The organism is Bradyrhizobium sp. Bra78 (assembly GCF_024519855.1).
Lineage (GTDB): Bacteria > Pseudomonadota > Alphaproteobacteria > Rhizobiales > Xanthobacteraceae > Bradyrhizobium > Bradyrhizobium japonicum_G.
This window is the reverse complement of the sequence record NZ_JALJRE010000003.1, coordinates 492,272-509,772: the sequence shown is the minus strand read 5'-3', so window position 1 is coordinate 509,772 and position 17,501 is coordinate 492,272. Positions and strand designations below refer to the sequence as shown.

Below are 17,501 nucleotides of genomic sequence, written 5' to 3'. Positions count from 1 at the left end.
CGCTTCCCTAAAAATTCACCCGGTTCGAGATCGCCCCATCCACGACGAGATTCGATCCCGTCGTGAACCCCGACACCGGGCTTGCCAGAAACACCGCTGCGCTCGCGATCTCCTGAGGCGTCGCCATGCGGCCTGTCGGATTGCGCTTCATCGCATCATTGTAACGCTCGGGCATGTTCTGCTCGATCATGTTCCAGACGCCGCCCTTGAAATAGACCGTGCCGGGCGACACCACGTTGACGCGGATCTTCTTCTTGGCATATTGCCGCGCCAGCCCCTTGGCCATGTGGATCAGTGCCGCCTTGATCGGGCCGTAGGAGCTGGCGAGATCGGCCTGCGCCGCCGAAATCGATGAAATGATGACGAAGGCGGCATCGCCGCTCGTCTCGCCGCCGGCCTCGAGGAACGGCCGCGCGGCGTCGAACGCGTGCACGGCACCGAGCACGTCGAGCCGAAAATTCTGCTCCCACGATGCGGCATCATGGCCTTGTGCCATCGCGCCCGCGTTGGAGAACAGCATGTCGATGCCGCCGAGTTCGCGTGCAGCGCCCTCGATCCAGGATTTCAGCGCCGCGCCGTCGGTGACATCGACCGGGCCGCCGGTCGCGCGGATGCCGCTGGACTTCAGTTCAGCGACGGTAGCCGCGACCTGGTCGGCGTTGCGCGCACACACCGCGACATTGGCGCCTTCACCGGCCAGCGTTGCCGCAATCGCCCGCCCGATGCCGCGCGTGCCGCCGAGTACGACGGCATTCTTGCCTTTGAGACCGAGATCCATTGTTTGGTTTTCCTTGTTGATCGTGCGGAACTTAGTTGTTTGAGCGAGGATGTCGAATTCATTCTCGGTGTCATACCCCGCGAAAGCGGCCCACCTCACTCCGGCGCCGCGCCCACCGGCGGGCCGCCGGGCGGGCGGTGCAGGAAGGTCAGCGAGGCGTAGGCGCCGGCCCAGGAGCCGATCGCCGCGAAAGCGACATAGAACGCGTTTTCGGTGTAGCTGATCACCGCGTAGGAAGAGAGCAGGTACCAGACCGCGCTCCAGTTCGCCGCCGGCACCCGCTTGCGCGCGATCACGGCCGAGGTGAACATGACATAGACCGCGTCGGTGGCCGCCGTTGCGATGAACACGGCGCCTGCGGTGAGGGGATCGATGGCGGCCATTGCATTCCTTTGTGTGCTGATGGAAGGTCTCGAAAAAACTACAGCATGATCCCGAAAGCGCGCAGCGGTTTTCCGGAAGATCATGCTCAAACAATAACCTGAAAGAGAGAGAAGCGGTCATGCAAAGCCCCGCCGGCATTCTCAGCGACATCTGGACCTCCGCTGGCGGCGATGCGGCCGCGCTCGAACGCGTGAAGCTGACGGGCGAAGAGCCGCAAATCCCGTCCTCGTTTCGCGTCGCCGTCGCCGGACAAACCACGATCGCCGCCTCGGGCCTCGCTGCCGCCGAGATCTGGAGGCTGCGCAGCGGCGAGGCGCAGGATGTCTCGGTCGACATGCGCCACGCCGTCGTCGAATGCCGCTCCGAGCGCTATTTGCGTGTCGACGACAAGCCGCCGCCGCCGGCCTGGGACGCCATCGCCGGCGTCTACAGGACCGGCGACAACCGCTTCGTCCGCTGTCATACCAATTTCCCGCATCACCGCGACGCCGTCTGCAACGTGCTCGGTTGCGAGCCCGAGCGCGAGAAAGTGCAGGCTGCGCTGATGCAATGGAAGGGTGAGGATTTCGAGACTGCGGCCTATGCCGCGGGCGGAGTCGTCGCCCTGATGCGGTCCTACGACGAATGGTCCGAGCTGCCGCAGGCCCGCGTGCTCGCCGAATTGCCGCTCATCTCGATCGAGAAGATCGGCGAGGCTGCGCCAAAGCGGTGGTCCAAAGGCGATCGTCCGCTCTCAGGCCTGCGCGTGCTCGATCTCTCCCGCGTCATCGCAGGGCCGGTCGCCGGCCGCACGCTCGCCGCGCACGGCGCCGATGTGCTGCTGATTTCAGGGCCGGAGCTGCCCGCTATACCCTGGCTCACCATTGACACCGGCCGCGGCAAGCTCACCACCTTCATCGCGTTGAAGAGTGAGGCCGGCCGGGCGCAGATGCGCGAGTTGTTGAAGGACGCCGACATCTTATCGCAAGGCTATCGCCCGCGCGCGCTGGCCGCTCTCGGCTTCGCGCCGGAGGACGCAGCGAAGATCAATCCCGGCATCGTCTATGTGACGCTGTCGGCCTATGGCCATGCCGGCCCCTGGGCGGAGCGGCGCGGCTTCGACTCGCTGGTGCAGACCACGACCGGCTTCAACCGTGCCGAAGGGCAGGCCGCCGGGATCGACGGGCCGAAGGAATTGCCGGCGCAGATGCTCGACCATGCCACCGGTTATCTGATGGCGTTCGGCGCGATGATGGCCAAGGCGCGCCAGGCCCGCGAAGGCGGCAGCTGGCACGTTCGCGTGTCGCTGGCGCAGACCGGACGCTGGCTGTGGAATCTCGGACGACTCGAAGGTGGCCTGAACACCCCGGATATTACGGGTGAGGCTGTACATGCTGCATTCATCGAGAGCATGCCATCTGGCTTCGGCACGTTGAAGGCAGTGCGCCATTCAGCGCTGCTGTCGAAGACGCCGGCGCAATGGAGTCGTCCGGCAATGCCGCTCGGCAGTCATCCGGCGCAGTGGCCGGCGAGAAGCTGACGTGAAGCTAACGCGAAGCTGACATGAAGCTGACGTGTCGCAAAATTTTAACGCAAACCGAAAGGCGCCCGGCGTTTTTTAGGTTGTTTGAAATCGCAATTCGGCACTATTAGCGCGACCGATGAGGCAGGCAGCCGCCGGTATCATCGCAGATTAGACCGGGCCCCATGGTAGTTGAAAATACCAAACGATTGCAGGTGCTTACAAAACAGCGGGTGATCACGTCCGTAGTTTTACTAGCGCTTGCGGGTGCCGGGGCCTACGGCTTCCTCTATGCGGGAGCCAAGGACAAGAGCCACTCCGAGATATCCAGCCAGTCGCGCAGGAGTGCGCAGAACTTCACGCCGACGCCGTCGGAATGGGCGACGCTGACGATCGAGCCGGTCAAGGCCAAGACCTTCCGGGCCGAATATGTCACCGAAGGCAAGGTCGCGGTCGATGAGGACCGCTCGACGCCGGTGTTCTCGCCCTATGCAGGCCGGGTGACCAGGCTGCTCGCCAAGCCGGGCGAGACGCTGAAGCAAGGTCAACCGCTGTTCACGATCGAGGCCGCCGACACCGTGCAGGCCCAGAACGATTTCATCGCGGCGATGACCTCGCAGAACAAGGCGAAGTCCGCGATCGATCTTGCCGACATCCAGTTCAAACGCGCCAAGGACCTCTATGAGGGCCACGCCATTCCGCTGAAGGACTACCAGCAGGCGGAAGCGACCCAGGTTCAGGCGCAGAACGACATGCGCTCCTCGGCGACGTCGCTGGAAGCCGCGCGCAACAAGCTGCGCATCCTCGGTTTCACCGACGAGACCATCAAGGCCTTCCAGGACAAGGGCGCCATCAATCCGGAAGTCACGATCTATTCGCCGATCGCGGGTACGGTCGTGCAGCGCAAGATCGGCCCGGGCCAGTACGTCAACTCCGGCGCCAGCGATCCGGTCTTCGTGATCGGCGATCTCTCCACCGTCTGGCTCACCGCCTTCGTGCGCGAGAGCGATGCGGCCGCGGTCTGTCTCGGACAGGACATCACCGTCAACGTGATGGCGCTTCCGGGCCGCCCGCTGACGGCTAAAATCAACTACGTGGCCACGGCGATCGATCCCGCCACTCGCCGCCTCCTGGTGCGCGCCACCATCGACAACAAGGACGGCCTGCTCAAGCCCGAGATGTTTGCCAACGTCACGATCTATTCGGCTGGCGACCGCGCCGCGCCGGCCGTGCCGAAGCAGGCGTTGATCTATGAAGCCGACAAGGTCCGACTCTGGGTTGCGCGCGAGGACAAGTCGGTCGAACTGCGCGAGATCAAGATCGGCCTCATCAACGGCAACCTCGTCGAGGTCACCAGCAATCTGAAGCCCGGCGAGCAGATCGTCACCAAAGGCAGCCTGTTCATCGACCGCGCGGCGTCCGGCAGCTGATCGACGACCCAAGAAACAAGACAAGCTGAAGCCCCGCATGGATCGTCTCGTCGCCCTTGCCGTCAACCGGCGCTTCCTGATGGTTGGCATGTTCGTCGTCGTGCTGATCGGCGGCCTGATCGCTTTCAACCAGCTCAACATCGAGGCCTACCCGGATCCGACCCCGCCGATGGTCGACATCGTGACGCAGAGTCCGGGCCTGTCGGCGGAAGAGATCGAGCGCTACATCACGATTCCGATCGAGACCCAGGTTGCAGGTCTGAAGAACCTGACGACAATTCGCACCATCTCCCTCTACGGCCTCTCCGACGTCAAACTGCAATTCTCCTTCGCCTATACCTATGACGAGGCATTGCAGCAGGTCTTGAACCGTCTGGCGCAGCTCGCGCCGCTGCCCGGCAACGTGCAGCCGCAGATTTCGCCGCTCAGCCCGATCGGCGAAATCTTCCGCTATCGCCTCGTCGGCCCGCCGAACTACAGCGTGCTCGACCTCAAGACCATCCAGGACTGGATCCTCCAGCGTCGCTTCCGCGCGGTGCCGGGCGTGATCGACGTCACCGGATGGGGCGGCAAGAGCAAGACCTACGAACTCCAGGTCGACAACAACAAGCTGGTCGCCAACGGCCTGACGTTGCCGCAATTGCTCCAGGCGGTCGGCAATGCGAACGTCAATGTCGGCGGCAACACCGTCAATATAGGCCAGCAATCGGCCGTGGTGCGCGGCGTCGGCCTGATACGTTCGATCGACGACCTCGCCAACACCATGGTCTCGCAGACCAACGGCAATCCGGTGCTGGTCAAGGACGTCGCCACCGTCACCGTCGGCCAGAAGCCGCGACTCGGCATCGCCGGCCTCGACGAGTCCGACGACATGGTGCAGGGCATCGTCCTGATGCGCCGTGGCGAGAAGAGCTCGCCGACCATCAAGCGCGTCCACCAACTCGTTCAGACCATCAACAATTCCAGCATCCTGCCGCCCGGCGTGCGCATCGAGCGCATCTACGACCGCGGAGACCTGATTGAGCTCACCACCCACACCGTGTTGCACAACATGGTGGTGGGCATTCTCTTGATCGTGCTGTTGCAGTGGATTTTCCTCGGTGACCTCCGCAGCGCGCTGATCGTCGGCGCGACGATTCCGTTCGCGCTGTTCTTCGCGGTGATCATCCTGGTGCTGCGCGGGGAATCGGCGAACCTGCTGTCGGTCGGCGCCATCGATTTCGGCCTGATCGTGGACGCCACCGTCATCATGGTGGAGGCGATCTTCCGGCGCCTGACGCAGACCACGCCGATGTCGGAATCCGAGCAGATGTCGTCCGAGACGCTGTTCGGCATGAAGAGCCATGCCATCCTCAGCGCGGCGGCCGACGTCTCGCGCTCGATCTTCTTCGCCGCGGCGATCATCATCGCGGCCTTCCTGCCGCTGTTCACGCTCTCCGGCGTCGAGGGCAACATCTTCGGACCGATGGCGCGGACCTATGCCTACGCGCTCGCCGGCGGGCTGCTAGCGACCTTCACCGTCACCCCGGCGCTGTCCGCGATCATCCTGCCGGCGCATGTCGAGGAGACCGAGACCAGGGTGATGCTGATCCTGCACCGGCTCTACATGCCGCTGTTGAATTGGGCCGTCGCCAACCGCGGCATCGTGCTCGGCGGCGCGGTCGGCCTCGTGCTGATGACGGTTGCGCTCAGCCGGCTGCTCGGCCTCGAATTCCTGCCGAAGCTGGAGGAAGGCAATCTCTGGATACGTGCCACGCTGCCGCCGACCATCTCGCTCCAGGAAGGCAATTCCTACGTCAACGAGATGCGCAAGGTGATTCGCGCGCGGCCCGAAGTTGAATCCGTGGTGTCGCAGCACGGCCGACCCGATGACGGTACCGACGCCGCCGGCTTCTTCAACGCCGAGTTCTTCGCGCCGCTCAAGCCCGTCAGCCAATGGCCCGGCACCCGCGACAAGGAGGAGCTGACCGCGCAGCTGCTCAAGCAACTCGACGATCGTTTCCCCGGCGTCGAGTTCAACTTCTCGCAATATCTCCAGGACAACGTCTCCGAAGCCGTCTCCGGCGTGAAGGGCGAGAACTCGATCAAGCTGTTCGGCAGCGATCTCCAGGCGCTGACCGAAACTGCCAACAAGATCAAGTCGGTGCTGGCCACCGTGCAGGGGGTCACCGATCTTGCGGTGTTCACCTCGCTCGGGCAGCCGACCATCCAGATCGACATCGACCGTGCCAAGGCCGCCCGCTATGGCCTCGCGCCGGGCGACATCAACGCCACCATCAAGGTCGCGATCGGCGGCGACACCGCCGGCGACATCTACGAGGCGGGAAGCGATCGCCATTTCCCGATCATCGTTCGCCTCGCGCCAGAATTCCGCAGGAGTGCCGAGGCGATCCAGAATCTGCGAATCGGCGCGCCCGGACCCAACGGCACCGTCACGCAGATCCCTCTCAGCGAGGTCGCCTCCATCAGCCTGGTCTCGGGTGCGGCCTACATCTATCGCGAGCAGCAGGAACGCTATCTGCCGATCAAGTTCTCGGTGCGTGAGCGCGACCTCGGCAGCGCGATCCGTGAGGCGCAGGAGAAGATCGCCGATCAGGTGCAGCTGCCGCCCGGCGCGCACATGGACTGGGTCGGCGAATTCGGCAATCTCCAGGACGCGATCCGGCGGCTGTCGATCGTGGTGCCGATCTCGCTCGCGCTGATCGGCGTCCTGCTCTGGTTCAATTTCGGCTCGATGACCGATACGCTGCTCGCCATGAGCGTGATCCCGATGGCGATCTTCGGCGGCGTGCTCGGTCTCCTGATCACCGGCACCGCTTTCAGCGTTTCCGCGGCGATCGGCTTCATCGCGCTGTTCGGCATCGCCGTGATGGACGGCATCATCATCCTGTCGCAGTTCAACCAGCTGATCGAAGAGGGCATGGACCGCGTGAACGCGGTGATACGCACCGGCGAACTGCAGCTTCGGCCGGTGCTGATGACCTGCGTCGTCGCCGGCATCGGGCTCTTGCCGGCGGCGTTGTCGGAGGGCATCGGCTCGCAGGTGCAGAAGCCGCTCGCGGTGGTCGTGGTGACCGGCATGATGCTGGCCCCGATCGTGATTCTGGTGACGTTGCCGGTGCTGATCTCCTTTTTCTCGCGCCGCGCGCGCTGAACGCGCCTGTCACAACATCCGCTGCGCGATCCGTACCAGCATCGTGGCGCCGAGTCCGAGCAGCATCAGGCTCGCGAACCGGCTGCTCAACGACAGCATCCGCGGCGTCAGCCGTGACCGCGCGGTTGCGACCATCGTGCTGAGCATCATCCACCAGATCGCCGAGCCGACGAAGACGCCCGCGACCAGCGGCGGGGCAACAGATGGTGTCGAGAACGCATGCAGCGCCGCCAGGAACAGGATGACGGTCAGCGGATTGGTCAGCCCGAGAGCGACGGCGCTGAAATAGGCGCGCGTCAGGCGTACGTTGGCGATCCGGCCTTCCTGAAGCACGAAGGAGCTGCGATGGGTCCGGATCGCGAACCACAGCAGCGTAAGCGCCGAGACGATGCCGAAGCCGGCGGCATTGGCCTCGACCCAGGGCTGCGCAAGCGCGCCGAGTCCCAAGACCGCAAGGACGCTGTAGGTGAGATGCACGGTCGCCGCACCGAAGCCGGTTGCGAGGCCAGTGGCCATGCCCGATGCCAGTGTGCGCTGAATGCAGAGCATCCCCATGGGTCCGATGGGAGCGGCGACGGTGAAACCAATTCCAATGCCGGAGAAAAGCGCGGCAAGATAATGCGATAAGGGCATGCATCCGCACGAATAAATGAAATCTGTGCGTGTGCGTACCGGCGAATGAGAATCCTTGCCTCAACCGAAAGGGTGAAAAGCGAAAGGAAACACGAACACGTTCGTGTGAGTCCGGCACCGTCGTGCTTTCGCGACAACAGTTCGACGACTCGGCATAGAATTGCGTCGCACTTCGTTGAACCTAATCGCGCCTGTCGCGACTCAGAACCCGTAGAGACGTGCCGGATTGTCGACCAGGATCTTCTTGCGTACATCAGCATCCGGCGCCCACACCGGAAGCTGATTGAGCAGGCGGCCGTCGTCGATCTGGTAGAGCGGCGCGATGTCGGTTGCCTTGCGTCCCTCGACACGGCTCGAATCCGGATGCGGCCAGTCCGTGCCCCAGACGATGCGGTCCGCATTCGCCGCGATCAGTGCGCGCGCATAGGGCACCATGTCCTGATAATCGGGTGCGAGCTTCGACGAGCGGTAGGCGCCGGAGATCTTCACATAGGCCTTGCCGGATTTGACGAGTTCGACCAGGTCCGCAAATCCCGGCTGCTCCAGCCCATGCGGAGCCTCAAGGCCGCCGAAATGGTCGAACACGATGGGCACCGGTGCGGCCAGCACAAGCTCCTTGATCGCCGAGATCATCGGCAGCGTGGTATAGAGTTGCACGTGCCAGCCGCGCGCCTTCATGCGCTCGGAAGCCGCCGTGAAGCGGGCGCGGCCGGCATTGGGATCGCTGACGCCGCCGGTCGCGAGATTGATGCGGATGCCGCGGAAGCCATCCGCCTGCATCGCATCGAGCTGCGCCTCCGTGGTGTTGTCGTCGATCACGGCCACCCCGCGCGCGTTCGCGCCGCGCGCCTTCATGCCGAACAGCGACGAGGAATTGTCGGTGCCGTAGACGCTCGGCGTCACGATCACCACGCGCTCGACATGCAGCGCCTTGTGAAGCGCCGCCATTTCTTCAGGGCTCGCCGGCTCCGGCGTGTAGACGCGCCCGGCGAAGAAGGGAAATTTTTCGACGTCGCCATGGATGTGGGTGTGACAGTCGCAGGCATGCGCCGGAACGTCGAAATTGACCGGCGTCGCGGGCTGCGCCGCGCGGGGGTGGGCTTTGCTGGACATGGCTACTCCGGCGGCAAGGGAGGCCGGCACGGTATCACATCAGCCCGGCAGCCGCCCCACTTCGCTGCATAGCTGCTCGACGAGGTCCGCAAGCGGGCGTGAGCCGTCAACGCGCACCATCGGGCAGGGCAGGCTCGCGAGCCACGCTTCATCCTTTGCAAGACTGCGGCCTTCGCGATCCCCGGCTTCGTAGTGCGATGCCCATTCGACAAAACAGTCAGTCTCGTCGTGGCGCCATCCGCCCGGTGCGACGGCGTCAGCGCCGAAATGGGCGGCCTCGCGGGCGCGCAATCGCGTCAACCGGATTTCGCGCGGCGTGCTCACGAAGACGACCAGATCGAAAAGCGGAACGAGCTCCTCGCCCCAGCCGGTGACGGTTCCGCTCAGCACCCAATCGAGACGCGGCAGAAACATCTCGCGCATCAGGCGCAGGCGCTCGGCGGCGGGGCGCGTCGTCTGGTAAGGGGGCGCGGTCGGCAGCCAGAAATAATCATCGCTGTCGTGATGCGGCAGCGCAAGCCGGCCGGCGATCGCGCGACCGACCGTCGTCACGCCGGAGCCTGAAGCTCCCATCAGATGGATTCGGCGGCTCTTCATCGGCACCAAGCCAGACGATGTGATACTACTGCCCAGACGGCGTGCGCAGGCCGTGCCAGGCGTCGCGGACCTGCTGGTAGTGCACTTCGGGCAGGTAGTCCGGCGTGTTCAGGCTCAAGGTCTTGACGTCGAGATGGCCGACGGCGCTGAGCAGCGTGTAGGAGGCGATGATGCGGTCGCGCAGCGCGCCGATCAGGCGGGCCTTTGCCTGGATCAAATCGGCCTGCGAGTTCAGCACGTCGACCGTCGTGCGCTGTCCGCCGGCGGCTTCGCGCTGCACGCCCTGGAGCGCGACGGTTGCCGCCTTGACCTCGGACTCCGAGGCCGAGACCGCGATCTTGGCGCCTTCATTGGCGACCCAGGCGCTGACCGCGGCCGTGCGCGCCTGGTTGCGCACCTGGTCGAGCACGAGCCGGCTCTGCGCCGTGATCTCCTTGGCCTGCCGGGTCTGCGCGGCAGCCTGTCCGCCATCGTAGATCGGCGCGGTGACGTTGGCGACGATCGAGGCCTGGTCTTCGGCGAAGGTGCCGAGCGTCGGGTCGTTGTTGCGGCTCTTGCTGGCGCTGCCCTGGATGCTGGCGCTCGGCAGCAGCGCGCCTTCGGCGACGCGGATGTTGGTGGAGGCGACGTCGACGTCGAAGCCCGCCGCCATCACCGCCGGATGCTGGCGGATCGCCATCGTCAGCGCGTCTTCACGGCTTTTCGGCAGATAGCGATCGACGACTTCGGCGGCCCGAAGCTGCGACGGCGCATTGCCGATCACCTGCGCGTACATCGCCTGGCTCACCGCCAGCGCGACTTCCGCGGCGTTGAGATCGGCAAGCCCACGGTTGAGCCGCGCCTCGGCCTGCGCGCTGTCGGTCGGCGTGACATCGCCGGCGTTGAGGCGGCGCTGAGTGACCGAGAGCGTTTCGCGCAGGAAGGCGACGTTGGAGCGCTGCGCCTCGACGAGCGACTGGTTGGCGAGCACGTTGGTGTAGGCGGTCACCGCATCGAGCAGCACGCCCTGGCCGACATTGCGCAGCGCCTCGCGGCCCGACTGCACCTGGAGTTCGGCGGCGCGCACGTTGTTGGCGGTGCGGAACCCATTGAACAGCGTCTGCGTCACCGTGACGCCGATGATCCACGGCTTCAAATTGGCGGTCTGGATGGTGTTGTCGGGCAGCAGATTGCGCACCGATTGCAGGCCGGCGCTGAGGCTCGCCACGATCTGCGGCCGATAGCCGGCGAGCGCCTGCGGCACGTTCTCGTCGGTGGCACGCTGCCGCGCACGCTCGGCATTGAGCTGTGGATTGGTCTGGTAGGCCTTGGCCAGCGCCTCCGGCAGGGCCTCCGCCCATGCGGCGGAGGGCAAGGCGCAACAGAGCGCCAGCGTGGTCCATGTTGCCAGCACAGGAGCCACGCCCGATCGATGCCGCGTCATCACGCGACCAGCTCTGGTGGCACGCCCAATCATATGATCCCGCAAAACCCCGGCTGTCCGCCCCCGCCGACGGTGGCCTCTTAACTGTTTATCCAGCGCGGGTCCCGCAGGCAAACTGCCGCGGGGAAAACCCCCATGTATTCCGTGCTTGTTGCAGGTGCGTCACACACCAATTTCCTCCCGGATGCGCTATAGGGATTCCGTCAGGTGCCCGTAATGTGGTCCGGATCCCACGGATGATGCCGAAACTCTTCTCCGACCCCGATGCGCTCGCGGAGGAGATCGTTCGCGATGTCGGAACCGATCTGGTGGTCGGCCTGCCGCTCGGCCTCGGCAAGGCCTGTCATGTGGTCAACGCCCTCTATGCGCGGGCCTGCGCGGATCCTGACATCAAGCTGACACTGCTCTCGGCGCTGACCTTGGAAAAGCCGAGACCGAAGGGACTGATCGAGCACCGCTTCATCGCGCCCGTGATCGACCGGCTCCTCGGCGGCTATCCCGATCTGGCCTATGCCGACGCGCTGCGCGAGGGGCGGCTGCCGCCCAACATCAAGGTCGCCGAATTTTTCTTTCTCGCAGGGCGCTGGCTGCACGTGCCGGCCGCGCAGCAGAACTACATCTCCGCCAATTACACGCACGCGGCGAGCTATTTGCTGGCGCGCGGACTCAACGTGGTAACGCAACTGGTGGCCAAGCGCGTCGTTGATGGCGTTCCGCGCTACAGCCTGTCCTGCAACACCGATACGACGCTGGATGTGCTGCGTGAGCGCCGCGCCGGGCGTGCGTCGTTCAAGCTGGTTGCGCAGGTGAACTCCGAACTGCCGTTCATGCCGGGTGCGGGTGATCTGGCGGCCGATGAATTCAGTGCGGTGCTGGATAGCGCCGCGACGGACTTTCCGCTCTTTGCGCCGCCGTCGGAGCCGATCTCCAACACCAAATTCGCGATCGGGCTGAATGCGGCATCACTGGTGCGCGACGGCGGCACGCTCCAAATCGGCATCGGGCAGATCGGCGACGCGCTGGCGCAGGGCCTGATCCTGCGCCATCGCGACAGCGGCGCGTTTCGTAGCGTCATGGCCCGGCTGTCACCCGCGCGACCGGCCGTCGCGCAGGAATCCGGCGCCTTCGCCGCGGGCCTCTACGGTGTCAGCGAAATGTTGACCGAGGCCTTCATCGGCCTGATCGAGGCCGACATTCTCAAGCGCTCCGTCGATGGTGTGGTGCTGCACGGCGCTTTTTTCCTCGGTCCAAAATCGTTCTATCGCGCGCTGCGCGAGATGCCGCCGGACCGGATCGCTTGCATTCAGATGATGCCGGTGTCGTTCACCAACGAGCTCTACGGCGAAGAGGAGCGGAAGCGCCGCGCCCGCGTCGATGCGCGCTTCATCAACAACGCCATGATGGCGACGCTTCTCGGCGCGGCCGTCTCCGACGGCCTGGACGACGGGCAGGTGGTGAGCGGCGTCGGCGGGCAGTACAATTTCGTGGCGCAGGCCTTTGCGCTCGAGGGCGCGCGGTCGGTCCTGACGCTCGAGGCGACGCGACATGCCGGCCGCGGGCTCAAATCCAACATTCTCTGGCGCTACGGGCACGAGACCATTCCGCGCCATCTGCGCGACGTCTTCGTCACGGAATATGGCGTCGCCGATCTCAGAGGAAAGTCCGATGCCGATGTGATTGCCGGCATGCTGGCGATCGCGGATTCGCGCTTCCAGGACGAACTGATGCGGGTCGCGAAGGAAGCCGGCAAACTGCCGCGGGACTACGAGATCCCGGCGGCTCATCGCGACAACCATCCCGAGCGGATCGCGGCTGCGCTCAAGCCCGCGCGCGACGCCGGCCTGCTGCCGCCATTTCCGTTCGGCTGCGATTTCACCGAGGTGGAACAGCGCCTCATTCCGGCACTGGAGATCCTGCAAGGCGCGCAACGTTCACCGCGGGCGCTCGCAGGCTTGCTCTGGCAGGGGCTGATCCGAAAAACGGATGCGGCCGACGAGGCATGTCTCGCACGCTTCGGTCTCGATCGCCCCAAAACCTGGCCGGAGCGCGGCTACCGCGCGCTGGTCAGCGCGGCCCTCGCGCAGAGCCGCAACGCCTAAAGCGCGATGAGATTGGGATAAATCGTCATCGCGCTTTAGGTTCTTGTTTGAGCATGATCCGGAAAACCGCTTCGCACTTTTCCGGATCATGCTCCAGCCGCTTATCGGTTCTTGTTCACCGGCTTGCGCTTCTCGATGAACGCCGCCATGCCCTCTGAACGATCTTCCAGCGCGAAGGTCGAGTGGAACAGGTTGCGCTCGACGCTCATGCCCTCGGCGAGCGTGGTCTCGAAGGCACGGTTGACCGCTTCCTTGGCCATCGCAGCCGCGGGGCGCGACATCGCGGCGATCTTGTCGGCTGCCGCCATCACCTCGTCCATCAGCTTGTCAGCGGGCACGATGCGGCTGACGAGGCCTGAGCGCTCGGCTTCCGCCGCGTCCATCATGCGGCCGGTGAGGCAGAGGTCCATCGCCTTGGACTTGCCGATCGCGCGGGTCAGGCGCTGGGTGCCGCCGATGCCGGGAATGGTGCCGAGCGTGATCTCGGGCTGCCCGAACTTGGCGGTGTCGGCGGCGATGATGAAATCGCACATCATGGCGAGCTCGCAGCCGCCGCCGAGCGCATAGCCGGCGACCGCGGCGATCGTCGGCTTGCGGCAGCGCGCGAGGCGGTCGCCGCCGATCGCGGCAAAGTCCTCGGTGAACATGTCGATGAAGCCCTTCGGCTGCATCTCCTTGATGTCGGCGCCGGCGGCGAAAGCCTTCTCGCTGCCGGTCACGACGATGCAACCGATGGCGTTATCGGCTTCGAGATCGTCGACCGCCGCGGCAATCTCGCGGAAGACGCCGAAAGAGAGAGCATTGAGCAGCTTCGGCCGGTTCAGCTTGATGATGCCGACCGCCCCTTTGCTTTCGACGATGATGTGTTCGAACGTGCTCATGCTCCACCCGCGCTTCTGATTGGGCCGGCAATGTGCCCTTTGGCGCGGTGGGCTTCAAGAGGGCCGGAACGCCCGCGAGGTGCGCGTTCCGGAACTCCCTTGGGCCAGGATCAGGTCGCAGATCAGGCCATGAACATGCGCGCGGCGGAGGCCAGCGTCAGCAGCGTGCCGACGCCGATGAAGATCTTGCCGATCAGTGAGCTCTGGTCCCAGGCCGAGCTCTGCTGGCTGCTCGCCATCACCGGAGCCGGCCGCGGTTGCGCGTCGGTTGCGGCAATCACCGCCTTCTGGGCCGCGGGAGTGTCCTGTTGCACGGCGCGGTCGATGTCGTTGAGCTGATCGGGTGCGACGACCTGACTCTCGGCATTCGGCTCGGCGGTATTATCGGCCGCTGCCTGGACGTTGTCGTTGGCGCGGCCCGTCATCGCGGAGGCGGCAGTCGCAGTCGGCGTATCCGTAGCGGCGAGCTGCGCATTGGCGTTGGCGATTTCCGGCGGCATCTGGCCTGAGGGCGGCACGTCGCGATCGTCGGGCTTCGCCTCGTCGGCCTTTGCCGCGGCCTCCTTCTTGTCGGCCTTGTCATCGGATTTCTGCGCCGTCTTGGTGCTGTCGCGGTGGCGCGACGTGTGGCGCCCCTGCTTGCCCGGCCTGACCGCGTCGGCCTGTTTGCCCGCGCTGTCCGCTTTGTTGCTTGCGGCTGAACCCGGTGCCGCCTGTACGACGCCCCCGAACAGCAAGAAAAGCCCGGCAAGAAGGGTCAATACCGCGCGCCCGCTGGCTTTCATCATGTTGACGATCTCCCCAATTCCGCCCGTCCCGGCAGCGAACAGAGACCCTGAGGCGTGACGACAGCGGGGCAAAAAATGGGAATCTTCTGGCTGGACCGGGCAAAAACGCGGCAAGCGGCTCCCTTTCCGGCCGGCCGCCGGGTGCGGACGGAACCGATCGGTGTTATGAGCCGTCCGAGATCCTGACGGCCGTCTCGGTCCTGAGGCACAGCAGAGATCACGACTTCGTGATCGAGCGGTGCCTGCGTAACAAATTGAAAGAGCGGCCGAATTGCATGGTGAGGGCGCGCGTGCGCGGACGTGAGGACGAATGGACCGGCCTGATGCGGTCGGCCATGGCTGGCGATGACGCGGCCTATCATCGCCTGTTGAGGGCGGTCACGCCGGTGCTGCGCGCAGCCGCAAGACGCGGCCTGGCGCGGGCAGGCCAGCCGCCCGACCAGGCTGAGGATATCGTGCAGGAGATTCTGTTGGCGGTGCATCTGAAGCGGCACACCTGGGACAGCGAAGCCCCGTTCGCGCCCTGGCTGTTTGCGATCGGCCGCAACAAGCTGATCGACGCGCTGCGGCGCCGGGGCAGGCGGATCTTCGTCAACATCGACGATTTCGCCGAGACCCTGCCGGGCGAGGCGCCGGAGCAGACCGCTTCAGCCGGCGAGGTCGCGGCGCAGCTGAGCGCGCTGCCGCAGCGCCAGCGTGACGTGTTGCAGTCGATCGCGGTCGAGGCCGCCTCGATCAAGGATACGGCGGCGAAATATTCGATGAGCGAAGGTGCGGTGCGGGTCGCGCTGCATCGCGGACTTGCGGCGCTGACAGCCAAACTGCGAGACCAATAGTCATGGATACCGATCAACTCATTCGCTCGCTCTCGGCCGACAACGCCCATCGCGCACCGCGCGTCGGCGCGGTGCTGACCATGGCCCTGCTGGTCGCCGCGCCCCTGTCGATCCTGATCTTCGCGACGTTCCTCGGCGTTCGGCCGGACGTGATGAGCGCGATGCACAATCCGTTCTTCGACATGAAGTTCGCCGTGACGCTGTCGCTCGCCATCCCAGCGATCATCGTCAGCCTGCATATGTCGCGGCCCGAAGCGCTGCTGCGTGGCTGGGGCTGGCTGCTGCTGCTGCCGGTCGGGCTGCTCGCGGTTGCGATCGGCAGTGAGGCGATGATGGCGCCGGCCATGCCGATGACGATGCGCTTGATGGGCAAGAACTCCAGGGTGTGCCTGTCAGCGATCCCAGCGATGTCGCTACCGCTGCTTGCGGGGGCGCTGTTCGGCCTGCGCCACGGCGCGCCATCGCGTCCCGCGCTTGCCGGCGCGCTCGCCGGTCTGGTGTCGGCCGGTCTGGCCGCGACGCTGTACGCCTCTCACTGCACCGACGATTCGCCGCTGTTCGTCGCGACCTGGTACATGATCGCGACCGCATTGGTGACGGCAGTGGGAGCGCTCGTGGGCTCGAAAGTCCTGCGGTACTGAAGGCGTTCCGCGCAAATAGTCGTCGCGTCGCATCGCCGCGACTCCCGGGTTTCGCTTAGCCCCATCGCGCTCCGGCCGTTGCCGCCTGACGTCTGCGTCCGCGGCAGCCCTCTGGTCTTCAGGCCGCCGGCGTTGCGCCCTGCTGCATGCGGTGGAAGCGCAGCACCTGTTGTGCGGTCGATGAGCGCAGCGCCTCGTAGGTATCGCGCATCGTCAGCATGTCGGTCTGCGAGCCGCCTGAAAGCTTCTCGCGCATGGCAATGATTGCGCGCACGCTCGGCCACGACATGCCCGCGACCTTGGCGAGGATCATCACGCCCTCGGTGCGGCTCTCGATCATCATGTTCTCGGCGGTATCGACCGTGACACCCGCGAGCGCCGCGAGCCCCGCATTGGCCTCGTCGAACTTGCCCTGCTCTGCGAAGGCGGCGACCTGGAGCTCGTTGAGGCGGCCGTCGTCGTGGAGCGATTTCACCAGCGCGCGCGCCATCTCGGTCTGCCTGGTCATGGCCGCGGTGCGGACCCGCTGGGCCGCTTCCTGGACCACGCTCGACACCTCGTCCGCGAGCTCCGGATGCGCGGCCTCGAGCTTCCTGCGCACGCTCAAGGACGCCTTCGCGACCAGCTTGAGGTAGTGGTGTCGCGGCAGGTCGCGTCGCAGGCCGATGCAGGTGGCGAGGTCGTCGTCGCGCTCGGCCCGCGTGACGAGGTCGGTGAAACTTCCCTCGGACAGCTGCGCGCCGGGATTGCTGACGGTCGATTGCACGACGTCCTCGTTGCCGCGCGTCACCAGCACGTCGGTGAGTGCTTCCGACAGCACCCGCCGCAGCGAGATCGCCTTGAGATGGGCCTGGCCCCTGGTGCGCGCGATCTCGATCAGGGTCGCCTCGTCAAGCCGCTCCGATTTCGACAGCACGGGGCCGGAGACCTCGATCACCTCGTCGAGCGCGAGCGTGCGGATGATCTTCGGCGGCGCAGCCGCGATCGGTGCGAGACGGTCGGCAAGCAGCGCCCTGGCCGAAACCTCGATCTGCTCGATCAGGCATTGGAACACGTCGTCGAACACGCTGACGTGGTCTTCGGAATAGTCCACCGCGTTGCCCACGAAGAGATCGGTGACCCGGCGCAGCGCCTCGACCCGGCGCGCGACGGTGCCGTGGGAGAGCGTGGCCTGCAATTCCTCGAGCAGATTCTCGGCTGTCTTTACGGATTTGGTTTTCATTGCCCTGTCCTGGAGCGTTCG

The 17,501-nt window shown here is 65.3% G+C and carries 15 protein-coding genes; 6 read left to right on the top strand and 9 right to left on the bottom strand.

Annotated features, from left to right (window positions below):
* Positions 1-7: 7 nt before the first annotated feature.
* The gene (locus OC450_RS09745) at positions 8-778 is read right to left on the bottom strand and encodes an SDR family NAD(P)-dependent oxidoreductase (RefSeq protein WP_211382871.1); all 771 of its coding nucleotides are present in this window, start codon (positions 776-778) and stop codon (positions 8-10) included.
* Between the two features lie 95 nt (positions 779-873).
* Complete coding sequence (locus OC450_RS09740; protein ID WP_008136644.1) at positions 874-1,161, bottom strand: hypothetical protein; 288 nt, start codon at positions 1,159-1,161, stop codon at positions 874-876.
* A 119-nt stretch (positions 1,162-1,280) separates the two neighbouring features.
* Here OC450_RS09740 and OC450_RS09735 point away from each other — a divergent pair, with 119 nt between their 5' ends.
* The 3 genes from OC450_RS09735 to OC450_RS09725 all read left to right on the top strand — a co-directional run bounded on the left by OC450_RS09735 (position 1,281) and on the right by OC450_RS09725 (position 7,247).
* Positions 1,281-2,681, top strand: coding sequence for a CoA transferase (locus OC450_RS09735; RefSeq protein ID WP_211382872.1), 1,401 nt, complete (start codon positions 1,281-1,283; stop codon positions 2,679-2,681).
* A 167-nt stretch (positions 2,682-2,848) separates the two neighbouring features.
* The gene (locus OC450_RS09730) at positions 2,849-4,093 is read left to right on the top strand and encodes an efflux RND transporter periplasmic adaptor subunit (RefSeq protein WP_211382873.1); all 1,245 of its coding nucleotides are present in this window, start codon (positions 2,849-2,851) and stop codon (positions 4,091-4,093) included.
* A 37-nt stretch (positions 4,094-4,130) separates the two neighbouring features.
* Complete coding sequence (locus OC450_RS09725; RefSeq protein ID WP_262047764.1) at positions 4,131-7,247, top strand: efflux RND transporter permease subunit; 3,117 nt, start codon at positions 4,131-4,133, stop codon at positions 7,245-7,247.
* A 9-nt stretch (positions 7,248-7,256) separates the two neighbouring features.
* Here OC450_RS09725 and OC450_RS09720 read toward each other — a convergent pair whose 3' ends face one another.
* The 4 genes from OC450_RS09720 to OC450_RS09705 all read right to left on the bottom strand — a co-directional run bounded on the left by OC450_RS09720 (position 7,257) and on the right by OC450_RS09705 (position 11,013).
* A complete protein-coding gene (locus tag OC450_RS09720; RefSeq protein WP_211382875.1) occupies positions 7,257-7,880 on the bottom strand; it encodes a LysE family translocator in 624 nt (207 codons plus the stop codon).
* A 201-nt stretch (positions 7,881-8,081) separates the two neighbouring features.
* On the bottom strand, positions 8,082-8,993 hold the full coding sequence (locus OC450_RS09715; protein ID WP_262047763.1) for an amidohydrolase family protein: 912 nt from the start codon (positions 8,991-8,993) through the stop codon (positions 8,082-8,084).
* A 39-nt stretch (positions 8,994-9,032) separates the two neighbouring features.
* A complete protein-coding gene (locus OC450_RS09710; protein ID WP_262047762.1) occupies positions 9,033-9,590 on the bottom strand; it encodes a hypothetical protein in 558 nt (185 codons plus the stop codon).
* 25 nt (positions 9,591-9,615) lie between these two features.
* Entirely contained in the window at positions 9,616-11,013 is a 1,398-nt protein-coding gene (locus OC450_RS09705) for a TolC family outer membrane protein (protein WP_211382878.1), read from the bottom strand.
* 239 nt (positions 11,014-11,252) lie between these two features.
* Here OC450_RS09705 and OC450_RS09700 point away from each other — a divergent pair, with 239 nt between their 5' ends.
* Positions 11,253-13,112 (top strand): acetyl-CoA hydrolase/transferase C-terminal domain-containing protein, encoded by a 1,860-nt coding sequence (locus tag OC450_RS09700; protein WP_262047829.1) that lies wholly within the window; start codon positions 11,253-11,255, stop codon positions 13,110-13,112.
* 101 nt (positions 13,113-13,213) lie between these two features.
* On the opposite strand, the gene OC450_RS09695 is transcribed toward OC450_RS09700, so the two are convergent.
* Entirely contained in the window at positions 13,214-13,993 is a 780-nt protein-coding gene (locus tag OC450_RS09695; protein ID WP_262047761.1) for an enoyl-CoA hydratase, read from the bottom strand.
* Between the two features lie 122 nt (positions 13,994-14,115).
* Complete coding sequence (locus OC450_RS09690; RefSeq protein ID WP_262047760.1) at positions 14,116-14,781, bottom strand: hypothetical protein; 666 nt, start codon at positions 14,779-14,781, stop codon at positions 14,116-14,118.
* Between the two features lie 290 nt (positions 14,782-15,071).
* On the opposite strand from OC450_RS09690, the gene OC450_RS09685 reads away from it, so the two are divergent.
* Together OC450_RS09685 and OC450_RS09680 are read left to right on the top strand one after the other, a co-directional pair.
* On the top strand, positions 15,072-15,617 hold the full coding sequence (locus OC450_RS09685) for a sigma-70 family RNA polymerase sigma factor (RefSeq protein WP_211382881.1): 546 nt from the start codon (positions 15,072-15,074) through the stop codon (positions 15,615-15,617).
* A 2-nt stretch (positions 15,618-15,619) separates the two neighbouring features.
* Complete coding sequence (locus tag OC450_RS09680; protein ID WP_262047759.1) at positions 15,620-16,258, top strand: DUF1109 domain-containing protein; 639 nt, start codon at positions 15,620-15,622, stop codon at positions 16,256-16,258.
* Positions 16,259-16,376: 118 nt separating this feature from the next.
* Here the strand turns inward: OC450_RS09680 and OC450_RS09675 are convergent, their stop codons facing one another.
* Positions 16,377-17,480, bottom strand: coding sequence for a DUF2336 domain-containing protein (locus OC450_RS09675; RefSeq protein WP_211382883.1), 1,104 nt, complete (start codon positions 17,478-17,480; stop codon positions 16,377-16,379).
* Between the last annotated feature and the right edge of the window lie 21 nt (positions 17,481-17,501).

Excerpts from the sequence above, each read along its gene's own strand:
- OC450_RS09745 (WP_211382871.1), bottom strand. The coding sequence starts at position 778 with ATGGATCTCGGTCTCAAAGGCAAGAATGCCGTCGTACTCGGCGGCACG.
- OC450_RS09740 (WP_008136644.1), bottom strand. The coding sequence starts at position 1,161 with ATGGCCGCCATCGATCCCCTCACCGCAGGCGCCGTGTTCATCGCAACG.
- OC450_RS09735 (WP_211382872.1), top strand. The coding sequence starts at position 1,281 with ATGCAAAGCCCCGCCGGCATTCTCAGCGACATCTGGACCTCCGCTGGC.
- OC450_RS09730 (WP_211382873.1), top strand. The coding sequence starts at position 2,849 with ATGGTAGTTGAAAATACCAAACGATTGCAGGTGCTTACAAAACAGCGG.
- OC450_RS09725 (WP_262047764.1), top strand. The coding sequence starts at position 4,131 with ATGGATCGTCTCGTCGCCCTTGCCGTCAACCGGCGCTTCCTGATGGTT.
- OC450_RS09720 (WP_211382875.1), bottom strand. The coding sequence starts at position 7,880 with ATGCCCTTATCGCATTATCTTGCCGCGCTTTTCTCCGGCATTGGAATT.
- OC450_RS09715 (WP_262047763.1), bottom strand. The coding sequence starts at position 8,993 with ATGTCCAGCAAAGCCCACCCCCGCGCGGCGCAGCCCGCGACGCCGGTC.
- OC450_RS09710 (WP_262047762.1), bottom strand. The coding sequence starts at position 9,590 with ATGAAGAGCCGCCGAATCCATCTGATGGGAGCTTCAGGCTCCGGCGTG.
- OC450_RS09705 (WP_211382878.1), bottom strand. The coding sequence starts at position 11,013 with ATGACGCGGCATCGATCGGGCGTGGCTCCTGTGCTGGCAACATGGACC.
- OC450_RS09700 (WP_262047829.1), top strand. The coding sequence starts at position 11,253 with ATGCCGAAACTCTTCTCCGACCCCGATGCGCTCGCGGAGGAGATCGTT.
- OC450_RS09695 (WP_262047761.1), bottom strand. The coding sequence starts at position 13,993 with ATGAGCACGTTCGAACACATCATCGTCGAAAGCAAAGGGGCGGTCGGC.
- OC450_RS09690 (WP_262047760.1), bottom strand. The coding sequence starts at position 14,781 with ATGATGAAAGCCAGCGGGCGCGCGGTATTGACCCTTCTTGCCGGGCTT.
- OC450_RS09680 (WP_262047759.1), top strand. The coding sequence starts at position 15,620 with ATGGATACCGATCAACTCATTCGCTCGCTCTCGGCCGACAACGCCCAT.
- OC450_RS09675 (WP_211382883.1), bottom strand. The coding sequence starts at position 17,480 with ATGAAAACCAAATCCGTAAAGACAGCCGAGAATCTGCTCGAGGAATTG.